This window comes from Nonomuraea sp. NPDC049624 (genome assembly GCF_040675255.1).
Lineage (GTDB): Bacteria > Actinomycetota > Actinomycetes > Streptosporangiales > Streptosporangiaceae > Nonomuraea.
Window position 1 is genome coordinate 351,022 of sequence record NZ_JBFAOR010000005.1, and the last position, 19,041, is coordinate 370,062.

A 19,041-nucleotide genomic window follows, 5' to 3' on the forward strand; every position below is an offset into this window, starting at 1 on the left:
CAGGCAGGCCGGTCCGTGTGCGGCGGGTGGAGGGGTCAGGCGTGCCAGCCGGTCACCCCGCCCGGCACCGGCGCGGCCGGGCCGTAGGGCTCGCGGGTGAAGATGAACGTGTTGAGGTCGAGGTGGTCGGCGGCCACGCGCAGCGTCTCGCCGGCGTAGTAGCCGTCCAGCCCGAGCCAGGTGCCGTCGTCCTGGGCCACGAAGCGGGAGGCGCGGCCGCTGCCGTCGACGGGCGCCAGCGACAGCCCGCGGTCGGGCAGCAGCCGCAGCGCGTACGGCTTGGGCCCCCAGTGCCACAGCCCGGTCAGCGCCAGCAGGTCGGGGTCGGCGGGGGCAGGCTGCCATTCCTCGGGCAGGCGCGGCTCGTGCTCGTCGAGGATGTCGAGCAGGTCGGTGGTCAGGGTGCCGGTCATGCCGCTGGTGGTGTTGGCCATGAACAGCACGCCGACACGTTCGGCCGGGTCGGCCCACACGGTGGCCAGGAACCCGGGCATGGACCCGGTGTGCCCGGCCAGGCGGCGCCCGCCGACGCGGGCCAGTTGCAGGCCCAGCCCGTAGCCGACGGTCCAGGAGTCGCCGTCGGCCACGCCGGCCGGTTCGCGCATCTCGACCAGGGTGTCGGGGGACAGCACGCCGCCGGTGTCGCCGCCGACGAAGGCGGCCCAGCGGGCCAGGTCGTGCGGGGTGGACCACAGCTGCCCGGCCGGCCCCATGGCCACGGCGTCGTGCTCGGGCTCGGTGAGCACCGTGTCGGCCCACGGGTGGACGGCGTAGCCGGTGGCGTGCGGGGCGCGGGGGCGGGCGGTGGTGGCGTTCATCTCCAGCGGCGCCAGCACCTCCTGCCGCACGGCCTGCTGCCAGTCGGTGCCGCGCAGCCGGGCCACCAGCTCGCCCAGCAGCGCGAACCCGACGTTGGAGTAGTGGAAGAGGCGGCCGGGCCGGTGTCTGACCTGGTCGGGGCCCACCCGCTTGAGCAGGTCGGGCAGCTCCAGGCCGGGGGTGCGCTCCCACCAGTCGGTCGGCGGTTCGGCGGTCAGGCCCGAGGTGTGGGACAGCAGCTGGGCGATGGTGGCCTGCCCGGCGGCGGTGCCGGGCACGTGGCGCTCCAGCGGGTCGGTCAGCGCGAGCCTGCCTTCGTCGCGCAGCCGCATGACGGCCACGGCCACGATCGACTTGGTGATCGATCCCAGCCGGTACTGGGTGGCCGGGGTCGGCGGGCCGTCGCCGACGCGGCCGCGGCCGCCGAACCACACCGTCCGCCCGTCGCGGACGATCGCCGCCGTCAGCGACGGCACCCTGCACTCGGCCTGTTCGACGGCCAGCCTGCGCAGCAGCGCGCGGGCCGTCACCTGTCCCACCTGACTCATGGGCGACAAGACTAGCGGCGCCGGCCGGCCTGGCCCTCATCGATCGTGGTGCTGCGAGGAGACCAGGCCGGCGTCGTAGGCGGCGATGACGAGCTGGACCCGGTCGCGGGCGCCGAGCTTGGTGAGCAGGCTGGCGATGTGGGCCTTGGCGGTGCCGGGGCTGATATGCAGCCGGGCGGCGATCTCGGCGTTGGACAGGCCGCGCCCGGCCAGGGTCAGCACCTCGCGTTCGCGCGCGGTGACGCCCAGCGGCTCGCGCGGCAGCGGGCGGGGTTCGGGGCGGGCGGCGAACTCGGCGATGAGGCGGCGGGTGACGCTGGGCGCGATCAGCGCGTCGCCGGCCGCGACCACGTGCACGGCGGTCAGGATGTCCTCCAGCGCCATGTCCTTGACCAGGAACCCGCTGGCTCCGGCCCGCAGCGCGGCGTGGACGTTGGCGTCGTCGTCGAACGTGGTGAGCATGATCACGCGCGTGTCGGGGGATTCGGCGGTGATGGCCCTGGTGGCCTCGATGCCGTCCATGCCGGGCATGCGGATGTCCATCACGACGACGTCGGGGCGCAGCCGGCGGGTGAGCTGGACGGCCTGGGCTCCCGTCCCGGCCTCCCCGGCGACGACGACGCCGGCCACCGCCTCCCCGGCGCCCGCCCGGCTGGAACTGCCGCCTCCCACCGGCCCCGATCCGGTCGGCCGTGACGTCCTGTACCTGGTCGACACCAGCCGTAAGGACCCGTGGGTTCCCCGATCGGGGCCGCGCCGGCTGATGGTCTCGATGTACTACCCCGCCCGCTCGGCCACCGGCGCCCCGGCCCCCTTCATGACGGTGGAGGAGGCCGCGTCGTTGCTGCGGCGCAAGGCCCCCGGCGCCGGCCTGCCCGCTGAGACCGTCAGCGACATCCGCACCCACGCCCGCACCGGCACGCCCCCCAGGAACGGCCGCCACCCCCTGGTGGTGCTCTCACCCGGCCTCGGCCTGCCGCGGGCCAGCCTGACCTCCCTGGCCGAGGACCTGGCCAGCCGCGGCTACGTCGTCGCCTCGCTCGACCACGCCTACGAATCGTCGGGGACCGTCTTCCCCGGCCTCGGCCTGCTCACCTGCGCACCCCTGTGCGACCAGCCCAAGCCCCCCGAGGGCGGCAAGGCCGCCCTCGCCAGGAACCGCGCCAGGGACGTCTCCTTCGTCCTGGACCGGCTGACCGGCCGCCACCCGGCCTGGAAACGCGCCCGCCTGATCGACCCCAAGCGCGTCGGCATGGCCGGCCACTCACTCGGCGGCGAGGCCGCCTCCGCCACCATGGCAGCCGACAAGCGGGTCAAGGCCGGGATCAACCTCGACGGCACCATCAGCGCGACCCTCCCCGCCACCGGCCTGGGCGATCGCCCCTTCCTGCTGATGGGCAGCCAGCGCGACCACAGCCCCGGCAAGGACGACACCTGGGACAGCGCCTGGCAGGCCCTGCGCGGCTGGAAGCGCTGGCTCACCGTCGCCCAGGCCCAGCACAGCAGCTTCACCGACCTGGCCCTCCCGCAGAGCCTGATCGGCCCGCCGGCTCCCGGCGCCATCGCCGCCGCACGCGGCCTGGCGCTCACCCGCGCCTACGTCGCCGCCTTCTTCGACCAGCACCTTCGCCACCTCAAGCGGCCCCTGCTCGACGGCCCGACCCCGGACAACCCCGAGGTCGGCTTCCACAACCCGTGACCCCGCACCGGCAGGCTCACCGCCGCCGCTCCTGATCGCGCACCCGGCCTCCTCCATGCGGCGGCCCGGGTCCGATGAGCGGGTCCGGTCAGCGGGTGGGGGCGCGGTCGAAGGCGTCCAGGATGAGACGGCTGGCGTCCAGGTCGCGGGCGGTGTCGCCGAGCCGGGGCACCTCGATGGGGCCGGGCCAGGTGTGGCCGCCGCCGTCCACCGTGTACAGGCGCAGCGTGGCCCCCCGCGGGCAGGACGCCCACAGGCGCAGCCGGACGCGGCGCAGGGGGTGGCCGGTGGCGGGGGAGGAGCAGCGCTGGGCGGCGGCCCAGGCGTCCATGGTCTGCTCGACCGGGGGCAGCACGATGAGCGCGGCCAGGTGCCGCAGTTCGCCGCCGGGCTCGGGGTGGCCGCCGCCGTAGGGGACCAGGCGGTCGGCGGTGCCGTGGAAGGCGACGATCGTGGTGGGGACGGGATGGGCGCAGGGCTGGGCGATGGGGATGCCGGCCACGGCGGCCACGCCGCTCAGGCGGCCGTCCAGGGCGCAGACCAGCGAGACGGCCAGGCCGGCGCCGTAGGACAGGCCGGCGGCGAACTCGCGTCCGGGGTGGGCGCACTGGTGGCGTTCGACCTCGTCGAGCAGGGCGGCCAGGTAGGCGGTGTCGTCGGGGCCGGCGGTGTGCGGCAGGGTCCAGGCCAGCCGTCCGGGCGCCGACTGGGGGGTGATGACGATGTAGCCGCGGCTTGGGCCGATCTGGGACAGGCGGCTGTAGGCGGCCTGTTCGGCGGCGTCGGAGCCGAGGCCGTGCAGGTTGAGCAGCACCGGGTGGGGGCCGGGGCCGTCGGGGACGGCCAGCAGGTAGCGGCGGGTCAGGCCGGCGGTGGTGAGCTGGTGGGGGCCGGAGGTGAGCCGGCCGGCCGTGGCGGCACATCCCCTGCTCGCCGCCCCCCGCCCCTGCCCCTGCCCCCGCCCCGCTCCCTGGGACGATCCTGGTGAGGGTGCCGCTGCGGAGGATGCCTGACCGCCGGCGGAAGGCGACCGTTTGCCTGCGCCTGGCAGGGAGGGCACGCCACAGCCGGACAACGCCGCCACCAGGAGCGACATCAGCGCCATGACCGTCGTGCTCGCCCTGGCGCCCGCAACGCTGCTCGCACCGACGCCCGAGGTGCAGGTCGCCGCGGCGCTTGAGGTGGCGCTGGCGCTGGTGCTGGTGGGGCTGGTGCTGGTGGCCCTGGTGCTGGTGGTGCTGGTCCTGCTGCTGGGGTCGGGGGCCGCGCTGGTGGCCGCGCCGATGCTCGCGCTCCTGCCCATCTCGCCCCCCGCACGCGTGCCGATGGTCGTACTGGCAAGTGTGCCTCCCACGGCCGCCCGTACGCGCGCATGCCGAAACCGGCCGCCCCCTGTGCCCGGGGAACGGCCGGTCAGGGGCGGCGGGTCAGCACACGATGAAGATGCTCTTCCAGCCGACGGGGGTGCGCTGCTCGGCGTTGCGGTTGGAGGCCAGTTCGAAGTGCATCACGCCGGAGGCGTTGGGCTGGTTGTACATGCGGCCGCTCTGGCCGTCGCCGTACCACTTGTAGGAGCCGTGGTAGGGGATGTTGGACACGCCGCAGGCGTCCAGGACGACCGAGCGGCCGGTGAAGCCGGGGCCTTCGTAGGCGACGTACTGGGAGGCGTACGCGGCGCCGGCCGAGGCGAGGACGAACCCGGCGGTGATCGCGGGGACGAGAAGGATCTTCTTCAACGTGTTCTCCTTCGAGGGTTCCTGACGAATGCCCACGGTGGGTAATCGTATGGCAACCCTTCGTGCACGTCGAGGCGTTTTCGCTGATGGCGAGGGCGAGGGCCCGTCGAGGACGGTTCACGACAGCGGTCCGGCCGTCAAAAAAAAGCCGCTCACCGCCGCGTCTTTCGGCGGCGGTGAGCGGCTGGAAGCCGGCCCCTCAGGAGCAGGAGGAGTTGGGGAGAGCGGGGGAGCGGTCAGGGCTTGGCGTGCAGGGCGCTGCCCTTCTTCCACTGCGAGAAGGGCAGCTGCCAGTAGCCCCACCCGTTGTTCCACTCCAGCTCGCGGTTGGTCCCGGTGATCTCCACGACGTCGCCGCGCTGGAAGTTGTCGTAGAACCACTTGGCCTGGTCGGGGCGGGAGTTGATGCAGCCGTGGCTGACGTTGCGCACGCCCTGGGCCCAGACGTTGTCCTTGGCGTGGACGTACTCGCCGGAGTTGGAGATGCGCACGGCGTGGTTGATCATCACGTCGTAGTAGCCGGGGTCGCCCTTCTTGCGGCCGGGGGAGATCATGCGCACCGGGTTGCCGCGTTCCATCGTCAGGTGCACGCCGGAGGTCGTGGTGTACTCGCGGGTGGTGGCCATGCCGGCGCTGATGCGCATGGTCTGCACGCGCTTGTTGTCCTTGTAGACGTACATCATGTGGGTCTTGGTGTTGACCTTGCTGATGACCTTGGCGCCGATCTTGAGGCTGGCGGAGTAGTCCTTCACGCCGTACAGGCCCTTGCCGGCCTTGACGCCGGTGATGCGGGCGTTGAAGGTGACCTTCTGGTGGGCGGGCCAGTACTTGGCGGTGCGGTAGATGACGGTGGTGTCGTTGATCCACCGCCAGGCGCCGGTGACGGGCTTCTCGGCCTCCACCTCCAGCGCGCGCTCGACGGCCGCCTTGCCGGTGACCGGCTGGTTGAAGGTGACGATGATCGGGGCGCCGACGCCGACCGTCTCTCCCTTGGCGTTGGGGGTGACGTCGGCGACCTGCAGCTCCCGCTCGGGCTTGAGTGTGGTGAAGGTGCTGGTGGCGGCGGTGGCGCCGGCCTTGGCCGCGACGTTGTAGTTGGTCGAGGGCTTCAGCGGCGTCCGGGAGACCCACTTGGTCTTGTCGGCGTTGAACCTGCCCTCGACCGCCTGGCCGCCGCCCTCGACGGTCACCTCCTCCAGCGCGCCGCCGGCGGCGGTGACCACGACCTTCTTGTCGGGGCTGACCTTGGCGCTGCCTTCGGCGGGGCTGATGGTCACCGTGGGCGCCTGCGGGGTGGCCACGGTGGTGGCATCGGGCGCTTCCGGCCCGCGCGAGGCGGCGTTCCCGCTCGAGCAGGATGCCGTCAGGGCCGCCACCGCCAGCAGCGCGAGGCCGGCGGCAGACTTCGTCCAAGCGGGCGCAACGTTCAAGACTGTCCTCTCCACCAGGGCGGCAAACCCACCCCAAAGACTTTAATGCTCCTGCATGTATGACGCAGAAGCATTTAGGAGAGTTCGGTCACATTTGCATCACTAATTGCTGTCAACCCCAGGTCAACCTGCGTCAACGCGACGATCAACGCTCGTGCCCGCGGGGGGTTCAGCGCCGCTCCAGGCGATGGGTCAGGCTCGTGTGCCGCCGTCCAGCACCCTTGGTCCGTACGGCCTGGGCCAGCGCCCGCCGCGACCCCACGATCACCACCAGCCTCTTGGCCCGCGTGATCGCGGTGTAGAGCAGATTGCGCTGCAACATCATCCACGCGCTGGTGGCCAGCGGGATCACCACCGCCGGATACTCGCTGCCCTGACTGCGGTGGATGGAGACCGCATAGGCGTGGGCCAGCTCGTCCAGCTCGTCGAAGGCGTAGTCGACCTCCTCGTCCTCCTCGGTGCGCACGGTCAGGCTGTGGTCGTCGGGACGGATGCCGGTGACGATCCCCACCGTGCCGTTGAACACCCCCGCCGCGCCCTTGTCGTAGTTGTTGCGCAACTGGGTGACCTTGTCGCCCACCCGGAACACCCGCCCGCCGTAACGGCGCTCGGGCATGCCCTCGCGGGCCGGGGTCAGCGCCTCCTGCAGCGCGATGTTGAGCGCCCCCGCCCCGGCCGCGCCGCGGTGCATCGGCGCCAGCACCTGCACCTCGCGCCGGGCGTCCAGCCCGAACCTGGCCGGGATGCGCCGCGCGACCACGTCCACCGTCATCGCCGCGATCTCCTCCGGCTCCTCACACGGGAACAGGAAGAAGTCCGACATGCCGGCCAGCACCGGATGGTGCCCGGTGTTGACCCGATGGGCGTTGGTCACCACCCCCGACTCCTGCGCCTGGCGGAAGATCTGCGTCAAGCGCACCCGCGGCACGTCCACGGCGGCCAGCAGATCCTTCAGCACCTCCCCGGCCCCCACCGAGGGAAGCTGATCCACGTCGCCCACCAGCAGCAGATGCGTGCCCGGCGCCACCGCCTTCACCAGCTTGTTGGCCAGCAGCAGGTCCAGCATCGAGGCCTCGTCCACCACCACCAGGTCGGCGTCCAGCGGATTGTCGCGGTCGAAGGTGGCCTCCCCGCCCGGCCTCAGCTGCAACAACCGGTGGACCGTGGTGGCCTCGTGCCCGGTCAGCTCCGACAACCTCTTGGCCGCCCGCCCGGTCGGCGCGGCCAGGATCACCTTGGCCCGCTTGGCCCTGGCCAGCGTCACGATCGAGCGCACGGTGAAACTCTTGCCGCACCCCGGCCCGCCCGTCAGCACTGCCACCTTGCACGTCAGCGCCAGCCGTACCGCCTGACGCTGCTCGGGCGCCAGCTCGGCGCCCGTCTGGGCCGCCAGCCACGACTCCGCCCGCTCCCAGTCGACGTCGGCGAAGGACCGCAGCCGGTCATGGCCGCTGTTCAGCAACGACGACAACCCGCCGGCCAGCGACAGCTCGGCCCGGTGGAAGGGCGGCAGATACACCGCCGGCACACTGTTGTCCCCGGCCGGCACCTGCTCGCGCACCACCCCCTCCTCGGCCGCCAGCTCCTCCATGCACCGCGTGGCCAGCTCGGCCGGCACGTCGAGGATCTTGACCGCGTCGGCCACCAGGTTGGGCGCCGGCAGGTAGCAGTGGCCGTCGTCGGCCGCCTGCGACAACGTGTACCGCAGCCCCGCCTTGACCCGCTCGGGACTGTCATGCGGAATCCCCACCGCCTGGGCGATGGTGTCGGCCGTCTTGAACCCGATGCCCCACACCTCGTCGGCCAGCCGGTACGGCTGCTCCCGCACCACCGAGATCGACGACTCCCCGTACTGCTTGAAGATCCGCACCGCGATCGACGTGGACACCCCGACCCCCTGCAGAAAGATCATCACCTCCTTGATGATCTTCTGCTCCTCCCACGCCGCCGCGATCATCTTCGTCCGCTTGGGACCCAGCCCGGGAACCTCCACCAGGCGCTGCGGCTCCTGCTCGATCACCTCCAGCGTCCCCGTGCCGAAATGATCGACGATCCGCTCGGCCATCTTCGGCCCGATCCCCTTGATCAGCCCCGACCCCAGATAACGCCGGATGCCCTGAACCGTGGCCGGCAACACCGTGGTGTAGGACCACACCTCGAACTGCCTGCCGTACCGCGGATGCGACGTCCACCGCCCCCGCAACCGCAACGACTCCCCGACCTGCGCCCCCAGCAACGGCCCCACCACCGTCAGCAACTCCGCCCCCGACCGCTCGGTGGCCACCCGCGCGATCGTGTACCCCGTCTCCTCACTGGCGAAGGTGATGCGCTCCAGGACCGCATCCAGGGACACACCGAGCGAACCGTTGGCGTCAGGCTTCACGCAAACCCCTCTGTTGCCTGTTTTGAAGGCAAGGGTAGAGCAGCAGGCAGACAAGGACCGGGGGAGCAGGGCGCATCCCCGACAGCCCCGCGACCACGGTCTTGTGGAGGTCGGTGTCGATCGTACGGCTCAGCGTAGAACGGTAGTGATCACAAGAACCCGCGCCGAAGCACTCGCCGCTGCCAGCCACGTCCCGGCCGAAGCGCGGGCGCGCGAGCGCGCCGCTTCGGAACCCTTGCGGGAAGCTGCCTGTCCACCTGTAACGCCGCCAGGAGCTGATGACTGCATGCCGAAGATCGGCGACACCGCCCAGACTGAGGGAACGTCGCGCAAGGTAGACCTCGCCGCCGACTCCAGAGCCCTTTACGACCTGCTGCGCGAGGAAGCCGCCAAGCAGGGCGACGGGACGGAGACCAACGCTCGCGTGAGGGGGTGCTGTGGAGGGGCACGCTCACATCGGTGTTGCGTAGCGTGGGCGCCGACTGGGATCTCGTCCACCAGGAGGAGGTGCCCCGGCACCTGCGCGACACCCAACGCATCAGGCGCCGGCGAGGCGGCAACCCCTCGCTGTGGTGAATCCGCCACCTGGCACGACGGCAACCTGACACCGACGCGCAAGCCCACACCTGCCGATGTGCCCGCGCACAAGACACTCACGTCAAGCCGATCCGGGCTGAGCTGAGCGCCGCTGTGGAGGCGCTGCGGGCCGAGAACGGAAGGATCATGGCCGAGCTGGCGAAGGTGGAGCCGTTCAAGCAGTTCATCAAGGAAGTCAAGGAGACAGGCTTGTGATTGACCTGACCCGGTTTCGCTCGCAGTGGGTCACCGCATTGGCGGCGGTGATATGGCCGGCGACTTCACCACTCAAATTTCCAGTCCTGGTTCACGGCGTTATAGGCCGACGTGCTGCCGATGCAGTCCCACAGCTGCAAGCGGGCGCCAGGCTTGGGTGGTGCAGGGAAGGCCGGATTGTCGGCATCGAGGCACTTGCCGCTGTTGCGATTCACCAGAATCTTGGTGTCGGGATCCCCGGATACGAATATGCGCGGGATCCAGAGCTGGTTAGGGCCTCCGTGGCACTGCCACAGGATCACCTTGGTGCCATTGGCCGTGCCCGCAGCCTCGGCATCCAGGCAATAGTCCCCGAACCACTTGACCTCCTTCCACCCGTCGCCCATCTCATGGAAACCGAAGATTTCTCGGCTCGGCCCCAATGCGATGGGTGTCCCATTGGGGCATGCGGCATTGTCGGGGATGTAGCAGCTCGAGGGTATCGAGAAGTCCGCATCCAGGCCGGAATACCTGTTGGTGAGATAGGTCGACGGGCCGTCCCGATCTATGCCGGCGAAAGCTGGAGACGTGTTGACGAAGAACAGAAGTGATGCGCTAAGCGCCTTCAGGAAGATCATGAGTCGTCTTCTCAACATCGCGTCCCCCTTGCGGGATTCTTACGAGCAGAGACAGGACACTGAATCACGCTTGGACATGAGGCGCCGACGTGACAATCAGCGTACTGCGGATTGCCTCGGCGCCACTCAAGGGCTTGGCCACGCTCCACCAAAGGCGCTTTGGAGAATTCTATGCACTTACAAAGCGGCGCTCGCGTACCGGTCGCCATCGCGGAGAGCAACCGGCGCGGCCGGTGGCGATCGCTCCGAGGTCGCCGTGACAGCGGCGGCCCGACGAGCCGGGATGAGAGTTCTTCATGCTCCCGGTGGCTCCGGACGCCTGGAGCCCGGTGAAGACGTAGCCGCACTTCGAACAGTCACTCAGTGATGTAAGCGCTGTCGGACGTACCGGGAGGTGCGGTTGCCGCCGTACGCCTCCTCGCCCTCTGGGGAGATCTCTGGAGCGCACCCTGGCTCTCTTGCCGTGGCACACGCGGGCCCTGACCAGGGACCCAACATGAGCCGAAAGCGGTCGCGACTAACGCGAATGCCGTGCCCTGCAGGTTGCAGGGCACGGCAAGCGGCGTCAGCGGATCAGACCCGGTCGACTCAGGCGGGCGGCGTGATGTCGAAGAAAGGGCTGCAGTTGGCGGGCCAGGGCCGTGTCCCCATGGTGCCCGGAGGCGGGAAGACGGTGCACGTGCTCTGCGCTATGCGCGAGTGTGCGTTGAGCACGGTGACGTGCACGGTCGTGCCCTCGTCGGGCGCGGCCAGAGTGATGTCGACCAGGCGGCCGAAGTTTCTGGGCAGCCGCGAGGACAGGTCGTGCCATCGTGGCGTCGTCCGCGGATCCCTGATCAGTACCTTGTCCTCCCGGATGACCCCTACGAACTTGGTCGGCGGCCTCTCCGCGTCCTCGGGGTCCCCTTGGAAGGCCGAGTCGATCGCGACAGCGTTGTCGTCTTCCATCCCGACGGGGAAGGAGCGGTTGTGCGCTTTGACGACCTTGGCATCCGCGGGGCCGTGAACGCCGGCGACCGATGTCGCGTGGACGCCGGCAAGGGCCGGCGCCGGAATGGAAAGAGCCGTCAGTGCGCTGGTTGCCGTAGCGGCTAGAGCAAACGCCATCGTGCGCGTGATGCCGAGGGGGTGCGAAGCGCGCCCGCTCTGGTGTTGAGCCACGTGTGTCCCCTGTAGGTGCCAGATTCGAACGAACGGGGCCAATAGCTGCCCCTAAATGGTTGCGAATGCGAAAGTACCCCTTCGGCGAAGCGATATAGCGCACAAGTTTTCCTGCGGAAGGCAAGGAGTGTCGAAAGACAAATAAAAGGCAATCGTTTCAGATATTTAGCAGCAAATAGGCGGAGGCGTGCATGTTTGCGCAAGATGATCCCCGACGTGGCGCGGGGGCTCCGGGGATGCACGCACCGGACACGGAGGCGACGACGTGCGCACCGGCGTCCGGCCCGGACAGTGGTGAGCCGAGAGCTGCCGTCGAACCCCGATCGTCCTGATCGCCTCAACCACGCTCCACCTGATCACGGCACTCGTGATACCGGCCCTCCCGAAGCCGCAGCCGGGCCCGTCGAGCAGAGACAATCCCAAAGACGGGGGAGAGGGACCACACCGCCACCCCCGTCAGCACCCAAACCACCCACCACCCCTTACAGTGTCACCGGTGAAGATCAGACAAGGCCGCCCCGGCGACGACGCCCTCCTCCTCACCATGTTCGACAGCGCCGTGGAATGGCTCGCCAGCCAGAACCGCACCGGCCAATGGGGCACCCGCCCCTTCACCGGCGACCCCCGACGCACCCAGCAAGCCGCCGACTGGCTCGCCGGCGGCGGCATGCGCATCGCCGAGATCGACGACCAACCAGCCGGCTGCATCGTCGTCGGCGACGCCCTGCCCTACGTCACCCCCGCCACCGAACCCGAGCTCTACATCCAGGTCCTCGTCATCGACCAACGCCACGCCGGCCGATCCGTCGGACGACACCTCCTGCAATGGGCCCTGCAAGAAGCCCGCGACCGCCACCTCGGACTCGTCCGCGTCGACTGCTACGCCGGCGACGACCAACGCCTCATCGCCTACTACGAAAGCTGCGGATTCACCCGCGACCAGCCCTTCACCGTAGGGGAGTGGCCCGGCATGATCCTCACCCAACGCCCCTGACCCCCACCCCAGGGCCTCACACCAGCGACAACTGAGCCGCCCGCGGCCCCCGGCCCACCGGCTCCGGCGCACCGCACCGCATCCCATAAACCCGGCACAACTGCGCAATCTGCCCCGTAATGCGCTGCTCATAGCCAGGGGAGGGAAACCCCGCCCGATCGTAGAGCTCCTCATAACGCTCCACCAGATGCGGATGCGCCCCAGCCAACCACCGCATGTACCACTGCCGCGTCCCCGGCGGCAACCGCAACACCACCGGCTCCACCGCCACCGCCCCCGCACCCGCGATCCGCCGCACCGTCGCCGTCAACTGATCAGCCGCATCACTGAGCAACGGCAACACCGGAGCCATCAACACCCGGCACTCCACCCCGGCCTCCACCAGCGCCGACACCAGCTCCAACCGCGCCTGCGCCCCCACCGCACCCGGCTCCACCGCACGCCTGATCCGCTCGTCCACGAACGCGATCGACACCGCCACCCGCGCACCCGCCCGCGCCAGCACCCGCGCATCCCGCAACACCAGCGCACTACGCGTATACACCGTGAACGGCACCCCCGCCGCCCCCAGCGCCGCCACCACCCCCGGCATCAACCGATACCGCTCCTCAGCAGGCTGATAACCATCACCCGCCACCCCCACCGCCAGCGGCTCACCCTCCCACCGCCCCAACTCCGACCGCAACCGCTCCACCACATTGGCCCGGACCACGATCCGCGAATCGAAATCAGCCCCCGCATCCAACCCCAGCTTGCGATGACCCGCCCGCGCCCCACACCCCAGACACGCATGCACACAACCCCGATAAGGCGAAACCGCCCACCGCTCGACGATGCCCGCACTCCCCGGCACCCGCTCGATCACCGTACGGGCCTGCGTCTCATAAAAACCGTCACGCACCACCGCCCGCCGCTCGATCAACGGCCGCTCATCGACCGCCTCCACAAGCGCCAGCGCATCCCAACCCACCCAACCAGTGGAACACGCATTCGACTACCTTTTCAAGCGGAACCCACCAACCCCACACCCCGAAGGAACCCCATGGCCTGGATCCTGCTCACCCTCGCCATCGCCTCCGAAGTCCTCGCCACCACCGCACTCAAACTCAGCAACGGCCTCACCCACATCGGCTGGACCATCGCCGTCGCCACCGGCTACATCACCTCCTTCGTCCTGCTCGCCCGCGCCCTCAAACTCCAACTCGACATGGGCACCGCCTACGCCATCTGGTCCGGCGCCGGCACCGCCGCCATCGCCCTCATCGGCGCCACCCTCATGGGCGAAACCCTCACCCTCCCCAAGATCAGCGGCATCCTCCTCATCATCGGCGGCGTCATCGTCCTCAACCTCGCCGGCAACCACTGAACCCCATGCGCCACCAAGCCACCCTCCTCGACAATTGAGATCGCCAAAGGCGAAGGGACCAGAGAAACCATGACCGTCGTCCACCACCTCGCCCTGCAAACCGACTGGGAACACGCCCGGCACGCAGGGGAGTACCGCATCTCCACCCTCGGCCACACCCTCGACGACATCGGCTTCATCCACCTCAGCCACGACCACACCCAACTCCGCACCGTCCACGACACCTACTACACCGCCGTCACCCAACCCCTCCTCGTCCTCGACATCGACCCCACCGGCCTCGACATCCGCACCGAGAACGGCTACCCCCACCTCTACGGCCCCCTCCCCGTCACCGCCGTCACCGCCACCCACCCCTACGCCCCCTGACCACCCGTCCACCCCATCGCCCGCAACAACCGCAACACATGCGGCGGCGTCCCCACCAACTGTGTACGCCCCGCACGGCACGACATCACCAGCAACCGCGCCCCCTCCACCCCCAGAAAAGCCAGCCCGCTCACATCCACCACCAGCGACTCGTCGATCCGCCGCGCCCGGCCCAACGCCTCGGCCAGCGCCACCTGATTCGTCGCGTCCACCTCGCCCACCAACCGGATGATCGACGGACCCGGCATCGGGCAGCACGTGATGCGCAACTGGTGATCGACATAGAGCAGATGGGGGAGGGACACACACCCGAGGGGGTCCGGGGTATTCACGACAAAGCCGCCATTCCCGAGCTCTCACATGCCCGGCATCGGAAGAGGGGAGTGGACCGTGGACCGTGCGGCCGGTGACACACGCCGAGGCCGCCGACCCCTGCACCAAGGCGGCCCCGCCGAGGCCGGAGGGGTTTCACGCCCCCTATTCACACACCCGCACCCCGACAGCATAGAGCAGCCGTCCGACCGCCGTGCGTAATCACCGGGATCTCCAGAGTCGCACGACCAGCCCTTTTGCGGACGGATTACCCAAACCACACAGAATCCACGTTCTGTACGGTATGAGCAGTTTGTCCGGCTAGAGGCGGTTCACGAAGCGGGAGGCGGCACGCTGGCTCATGCCGGTCTCGCCGCGTACCAGGAAGACGGCTTCCTGGATCTGGCCGAGCGCCTTCAGCTCCCGAGCCTGGTCCACCAGGTCGACGCTGGGGTTGGGGCGGTTGCGGGGGCTTTTGGTGAATCGCACGGCCAGAATGATCAGCCAGATGACGGCGGCGACGATGACGGCGGTGAGTGCGACGAGGCCGGCCGTCGAGGCGGCCAGGGCCGGCGGGGCGGCGAGGAGCTGGCTGGACGTCAGGCTGGGCATGGTGGAAATCTGCCCGGCGGGTGACTGTTCATGCGGCGTGTTTTTGCCGGGTCGTGGCGTCGGCTGGTTGCTCGATAATGAACATTATGTCAAGTAGACCGGATCGACGGGCCTCCTCCGCGCATCCGGTCGAGGGTGGTGGGTCGTCGTGGTCGAGCCGGCAGTGGTCTGATGCGTTGGACTGTTCGGTCGGAGCCGGGATCGTTGTCGTGATCCCCGCCGGTGGGGCCTTTGCGTGTGGGCAGGACGAGCTACCCGCTTCTACCGACCATGTCCGGGGTTCGCCTCCGCTTCTGGACGAGGTCGAGGTGCGGCGGCGCGCTACTTGTTGGTGGTTGTCCAACGATGCGCATCCTGGGTGGTTCCTTGCGCTACTCCCCCGCATGGTGACCAGTGGATGATCGTCTACGCTTCGGGCGATGTTGTCTTCGGGCGTTGGTGAGCGGGGTGGTCGGAGGATGGGCACGGTGTGGCTGTTCACGGGTGACAGCGTGACTCAGGGGGCGTTGCACACGTTCGGGTGGCGTGACTATACGCAGTTGTTCGCCGAGCGGGTGCGGTTCGAGCTGAATCGGCCCGGTGATGTGGTGATCAACACGGGTGTGAGTGGTCAGAAGGTCTCGCAGCTCGATGTGGAGAACGCGGTGTTGCGTCATCGGCCTGATGTGGTGGTGCTGATGTTCGGGCTCAATGACTGTGTGGCCGGGGCGGCGGGTCTTTCGGCTTTTGCCCGTGACTATGCCGCGGTGGTCTCCCGGGTGCGGGAGGCGGGTGCGAAGGTGGTGCTTCAGACGCCCAATCGGGCGCCGGAGTCCGGCTGGGCTGATCTGCCGGCTTATGCCGAGGTGGTGCGCTCGCTGGAGGCGGATGTGTTGGTGGATCATCATGCGGCCTGGGATGGTGGCGAGCATTGGATGGGGTCGGGGTGCCATCCCAATGAGTACGGGCATCGGGCGTTGGCGAGGAATCTGTTGCGGGCGCTCAGCTTGTGGGAGCCGGTCGGGGTGAGTGGGTCGTTGTTCATCCCGTGAGGGGGTTGATCGCCCGCCTGCGGTGCCGGGCGTGCACGCTTTTCAGGACGGGGTGGGTGGGCGCTCCAGGACTTCGATGGAGTTGCCTGGCATCAGTGTGATGTGAGGGTGGTTGCTGAAGAGCTGTGCCGCGTCTTCGTGTGTTTCGGCCTCTATGATCGCGTATCCGGTTTTCGCGTCCGTGTTGCCTTGTCGGTGTCGTCGGCCGTGCCGTTGAGGACGGCGAGGAACTTGCCCATGGGCGGAGCGTAGCCCGCGAACGAGGCTGGGTGGTTGAGCGGTGGCGGGCTGTGGTGGGTGCCGTGGGCGTTGCTTGTGGGGTTGGTGAGAAGTTTTTTTCGGGTGTTTCCGCCTTCATTGTGATCTTGTCGGGCGCTTTGGGAATGCGGGTGCGATCTGGGGTTTCGTGGGGTGATGTGGTGGTGTGGTGGGGCTTCTGCGGTGGCTGACGGGGGCTTTGACGGCGTGTTGATTCACTGTCTTTGTCATGTTCGGTGGATTTAGGGTAGAGCTCCTGCCATTCGCTCAGCGAGAGGAGCAGCACGTGGGGAACCAGTCGGTTTTATGTCCGGTGTGTCAGGGGGTTCTGCCTGCTTCGGACAGGGAGGCGTACACCCCGCTGCGGGGGCGGTTGATCCTGACGAACGGGTATTGCGGGGGTGGGCACGCCGAGCGGCGTGCTGTGAGCGCGGAGGTGGAGGAGACGCGGCAGGTGGCGCGTCCGTTGCCGGCGCCTGGTGTGTCGCCGGGTGTGGTGGCGCCGGTGCCGATGGGGCGGCGCTGATTTCTCTGCTTATCGGTGGCCTGGGGTGGTGTGCCAGTAGTCGCGGGTCTGTACGGCCAGGCCGTCGGGGTTGAAGCGGGCGAAGACGCAGCCCGCGAGGGTGATGGGGTGGCCGTTGTCGAGGGCGTGGACCCGGTATTCGATGGCGGCCTGGTCGCCGTCGACGATGGGGGTGGTGAAGGTGACGTGGGGGTCGCTTTCGCCGGTGAAGGATTGGCGGATGTAGTCGGCGATGGCGTCTTTTCCGTGGTGGGGTGGGCGGAAGGGCATGCTGGTGTGGGTGGCGTCGTCGCTGTAGAGGGCGATGATGGCGGTGGTGTCGTGGTGGGTCCAGCCGTGTTGCCAGGTGTCGGCGAAGTGCTGGGCGGCGGCGCGGGTGTCCATGTGATCCATTGTGGTGGGTTGTGTCTTGCTGGTCGGGGTTGAGGTGTCTCCCCCGCCAGCATTTTTTCGGGCATATCGGGGCAATTTGGCTGCTCAGCTGGGCTGTCTGCGGTGATTTGTCAGCATCGGTGGGAGATTCGTGTCAACATCTAGAGATGCCTGGGCCTTGTGGGACTGCCGTTGATGCCGATGCCGGTGGTGTTCGCCGGCTCGCGATCGGTTGACGCCTCTCCCCTGCCCGCTCCCCTTGACGTCTCGGTGAAGGAAGTTCCGCGTTGCGCATCCTGCTCCTGTGTTCCTCGTTCAACGGCCTGACCCAGCGTGCCTGGCTGGAGCTGCGGCGGGCCGGCCATGATGTGAGCGTCGAGCTGGCGATCTCCGAGCGGGTCATGGTGGAGGCGGCCGAGCTGGTCAAGCCGGACCTGGTCATCTGCCCGTTCCTGAAGGAGCGGGTGCCGGAGGCGTTGTGGCGCGGGCACCGTACGGTGATCATCCATCCGGGGCCGCCCGGGGACCGGGGGCCGTCCTCGCTGGACTGGGCGATCGCCGAAGGCGAGCGCGAGTGGGGTGTGACGGCGCTGCAGGCGGTGGAGGAGATGGACGCCGGCCCCATCTGGGGGTGGCGGACGTTCCCGATGCCCTCGGAGCCGCCGCGCAAGTCGGCGCTGTACAACGGGCCGGTGGCCGACGCGGCGGTGGAGCTGGTGGCGGAGGTCGCGGGCAAGGCCGCCGATCCGTTGTTCACGCCGACGCCGCTGGACTACCGCTCCCCCGCTGTGACGGGACGGCTGCGCCGGCCGATGCGGCACGCCGACCGGGAGTTCTCCTGGGAGCAGCCTGCCGAGGAGATCGTGCGGGTGGTGCGGGCGGCCGACGGCGCGCCGGGCGGCCGGGCCCGGTTGTGCGAGTTGCCGGTACGGGTGTTCGACGTGCACCGGGGTCCCGATCTGGCCGGCACGCCGGGGGCGGTGGCGGCCCGGCGTGAGGGTGCGGTGCTGGTGCACACCGGTCAGGGGACGGTGTGGGTGGGCCACCTGCGCCTGGAGGCGGGGGCGGGCCAGGAAGGCGGCGGGGTGAAGCTGCCGGCCACGATGGTGCTGGGTGAGCGGCTGGCGGGTGTGGGTGAGCGGGCCGGCTACAGCGAGATCACCTACGAGCGCGGCGAGGAGGTCGGGGTGGTGAGCTTCGACTTCTACAACGGCGCGATGTCCACCGACCAGTGCCGGCGGCTGGCGGCGGCGTTGCGGTACGCGGCGGCGCAGGACACGCGGGTGCTGGTGGTGCGGGGTGGCGAGGTGTTCTCCAACGGCATCCACCTGAACGTGATCGAGGCGGCACGTCATCCGGAGCTGGAGGCGTGGATGAACATCAACGCGATCAACGCGGTGTGCCGGGAGATCGTGCGGTGCACCTCGCAGCTGGTGGTGACGTCGATCGCGGGGAACGCGGGGGCGGGCGGGGTGATGATGGGGCTGGGCGCCGACCGGGTGATCGTGCGGGAGCCGGTGGTGCTCAATCCGCATTACCGGACGATGGGGTTGTTCGGCAGCGAGTTCTGGACGTACGTGCTGCCGCGGCGGGTGGGGGCGCAGGCGGCGGCGGAGCTGACCGGGCGGGCGTTGCCGGTGGGGGCCGCCGAGGCGGTGGATCTGGGGCTGGCCGATCGGATGGTGGGCGGGTCGCGGCAGGAGTTCGAGCGGCGGGTGGTGGACTACGCGCACCGGCTGGCCCAGGACCCCTCGTATGAGGCGTTGCTGGCGGCGCGGCGGCAGGCGCGTGAGGCCGACGAGCGGCGCAAGCCGCTGGACGCCTACCGGGCCGAGGAGCTGGCGGAGATGAGCCGGGACATGTTCGACGACCGCAACGGGTTCCGGGCGGCGCGCCGGGCGTTCGTGGGCAAGGCGCGGGCGCAGGCCACTCCCCCGCATCTGGCGGGTCATCGGGAGCTGTCCGGCGCGTCGGGCCCCGCGGTCGCGGCGGCATCTCATATGTGAGATATGGTCG

18 protein-coding genes are annotated in these 19,041 nt (G+C 69.4%); 6 read left to right on the forward strand and 12 right to left on the reverse strand.

Going from position 1 to position 19,041, the window contains the following annotated elements; translation table 11 throughout:
• Positions 1–35: 35 nt before the first annotated feature.
• Together AB0J76_RS22535 and AB0J76_RS22540 are read right to left on the reverse strand one after the other, a co-directional pair.
• A complete protein-coding gene (locus AB0J76_RS22535) occupies positions 36–1,367 on the reverse strand; it encodes a serine hydrolase domain-containing protein (protein WP_352329615.1) in 1,332 nt (443 codons plus the stop codon).
• Between the two features lie 36 nt (positions 1,368–1,403).
• Complete coding sequence (locus AB0J76_RS22540; protein ID WP_352329614.1) at positions 1,404–1,997, reverse strand: response regulator transcription factor; 594 nt, start codon at positions 1,995–1,997, stop codon at positions 1,404–1,406.
• Between AB0J76_RS22540 and AB0J76_RS22545 the strand changes: the two genes are divergently transcribed.
• The gene (locus tag AB0J76_RS22545; RefSeq protein ID WP_352329613.1) at positions 1,939–3,066 is read left to right on the forward strand and encodes a dienelactone hydrolase family protein; all 1,128 of its coding nucleotides are present in this window, start codon (positions 1,939–1,941) and stop codon (positions 3,064–3,066) included. The genes AB0J76_RS22540 and AB0J76_RS22545 overlap by 59 nt on opposite strands.
• Positions 3,067–3,154: 88 nt before the next feature.
• On the opposite strand, the gene AB0J76_RS22550 is transcribed toward AB0J76_RS22545, so the two are convergent.
• The 6 genes from AB0J76_RS22550 to AB0J76_RS22575 form a co-directional block, all read right to left on the reverse strand.
• Entirely contained in the window at positions 3,155–4,369 is a 1,215-nt protein-coding gene (locus tag AB0J76_RS22550; protein ID WP_352329611.1) for a hypothetical protein, read from the reverse strand.
• A 124-nt stretch (positions 4,370–4,493) separates the two neighbouring features.
• On the reverse strand, positions 4,494–4,802 hold the full coding sequence (locus AB0J76_RS22555; protein ID WP_352329610.1) for a MiAMP1 family antimicrobial peptide: 309 nt from the start codon (positions 4,800–4,802) through the stop codon (positions 4,494–4,496).
• Between the two features lie 236 nt (positions 4,803–5,038).
• A complete protein-coding gene (locus AB0J76_RS22560) occupies positions 5,039–6,232 on the reverse strand; it encodes an Ig-like domain-containing protein (protein ID WP_364390339.1) in 1,194 nt (397 codons plus the stop codon).
• A gap of 169 nt (positions 6,233–6,401) precedes the next feature.
• Positions 6,402–8,615 carry an ATP-dependent RecD-like DNA helicase gene (locus tag AB0J76_RS22565; protein ID WP_352326018.1) on the reverse strand — a complete coding sequence of 738 codons (2,214 nt, stop codon included), beginning with the start codon at positions 8,613–8,615 and terminating at the stop codon, positions 6,402–6,404.
• Between the two features lie 857 nt (positions 8,616–9,472).
• Positions 9,473–10,024 carry an RICIN domain-containing protein gene (locus AB0J76_RS22570; RefSeq protein ID WP_352326019.1) on the reverse strand — a complete coding sequence of 184 codons (552 nt, stop codon included), beginning with the start codon at positions 10,022–10,024 and terminating at the stop codon, positions 9,473–9,475.
• 588 nt (positions 10,025–10,612) lie between these two features.
• Entirely contained in the window at positions 10,613–11,185 is a 573-nt protein-coding gene (locus AB0J76_RS22575; RefSeq protein WP_352326020.1) for a hypothetical protein, read from the reverse strand.
• 496 nt (positions 11,186–11,681) lie between these two features.
• Between AB0J76_RS22575 and AB0J76_RS22580 the strand changes: the two genes are divergently transcribed.
• Entirely contained in the window at positions 11,682–12,179 is a 498-nt protein-coding gene (locus AB0J76_RS22580) for a GNAT family N-acetyltransferase (RefSeq protein WP_352326021.1), read from the forward strand.
• A 16-nt stretch (positions 12,180–12,195) separates the two neighbouring features.
• On the opposite strand, the gene AB0J76_RS22585 is transcribed toward AB0J76_RS22580, so the two are convergent.
• Positions 12,196–13,125 carry a radical SAM protein gene (locus AB0J76_RS22585; protein WP_352326022.1) on the reverse strand — a complete coding sequence of 310 codons (930 nt, stop codon included), beginning with the start codon at positions 13,123–13,125 and terminating at the stop codon, positions 12,196–12,198.
• Between the two features lie 96 nt (positions 13,126–13,221).
• On the opposite strand from AB0J76_RS22585, the gene AB0J76_RS22590 reads away from it, so the two are divergent.
• Together AB0J76_RS22590 and AB0J76_RS22595 are read left to right on the forward strand one after the other, a co-directional pair.
• On the forward strand, positions 13,222–13,545 hold the full coding sequence (locus tag AB0J76_RS22590) for a multidrug efflux SMR transporter (protein WP_352326023.1): 324 nt from the start codon (positions 13,222–13,224) through the stop codon (positions 13,543–13,545).
• 69 nt (positions 13,546–13,614) lie between these two features.
• On the forward strand, positions 13,615–13,914 hold the full coding sequence (locus tag AB0J76_RS22595; RefSeq protein ID WP_352326024.1) for a DUF952 domain-containing protein: 300 nt from the start codon (positions 13,615–13,617) through the stop codon (positions 13,912–13,914).
• Here AB0J76_RS22595 and AB0J76_RS22600 read toward each other — a convergent pair.
• Positions 13,902–14,219 (reverse strand): STAS domain-containing protein, encoded by a 318-nt coding sequence (locus tag AB0J76_RS22600; protein ID WP_352326025.1) that lies wholly within the window; start codon positions 14,217–14,219, stop codon positions 13,902–13,904. The genes AB0J76_RS22595 and AB0J76_RS22600 overlap by 13 nt on opposite strands.
• 328 nt (positions 14,220–14,547) lie before the next feature.
• Positions 14,548–14,838, reverse strand: coding sequence for a hypothetical protein (locus AB0J76_RS22605; RefSeq protein ID WP_352326027.1), 291 nt, complete (start codon positions 14,836–14,838; stop codon positions 14,548–14,550).
• A 458-nt stretch (positions 14,839–15,296) separates the two neighbouring features.
• On the opposite strand from AB0J76_RS22605, the gene AB0J76_RS22610 reads away from it, so the two are divergent.
• On the forward strand, positions 15,297–15,869 hold the full coding sequence (locus tag AB0J76_RS22610; RefSeq protein WP_364390344.1) for an SGNH/GDSL hydrolase family protein: 573 nt from the start codon (positions 15,297–15,299) through the stop codon (positions 15,867–15,869).
• Between the two features lie 793 nt (positions 15,870–16,662).
• Here the strand turns inward: AB0J76_RS22610 and AB0J76_RS22615 are convergent.
• A complete protein-coding gene (locus AB0J76_RS22615; RefSeq protein ID WP_352326029.1) occupies positions 16,663–17,037 on the reverse strand; it encodes a nuclear transport factor 2 family protein in 375 nt (124 codons plus the stop codon).
• Between the two features lie 275 nt (positions 17,038–17,312).
• Here AB0J76_RS22615 and AB0J76_RS22620 point away from each other — a divergent pair, with 275 nt between their 5' ends.
• Complete coding sequence (locus tag AB0J76_RS22620; protein WP_352326030.1) at positions 17,313–19,031, forward strand: enoyl-CoA hydratase-related protein; 1,719 nt, start codon at positions 17,313–17,315, stop codon at positions 19,029–19,031.
• Positions 19,032–19,041 lie beyond the last annotated feature (10 nt).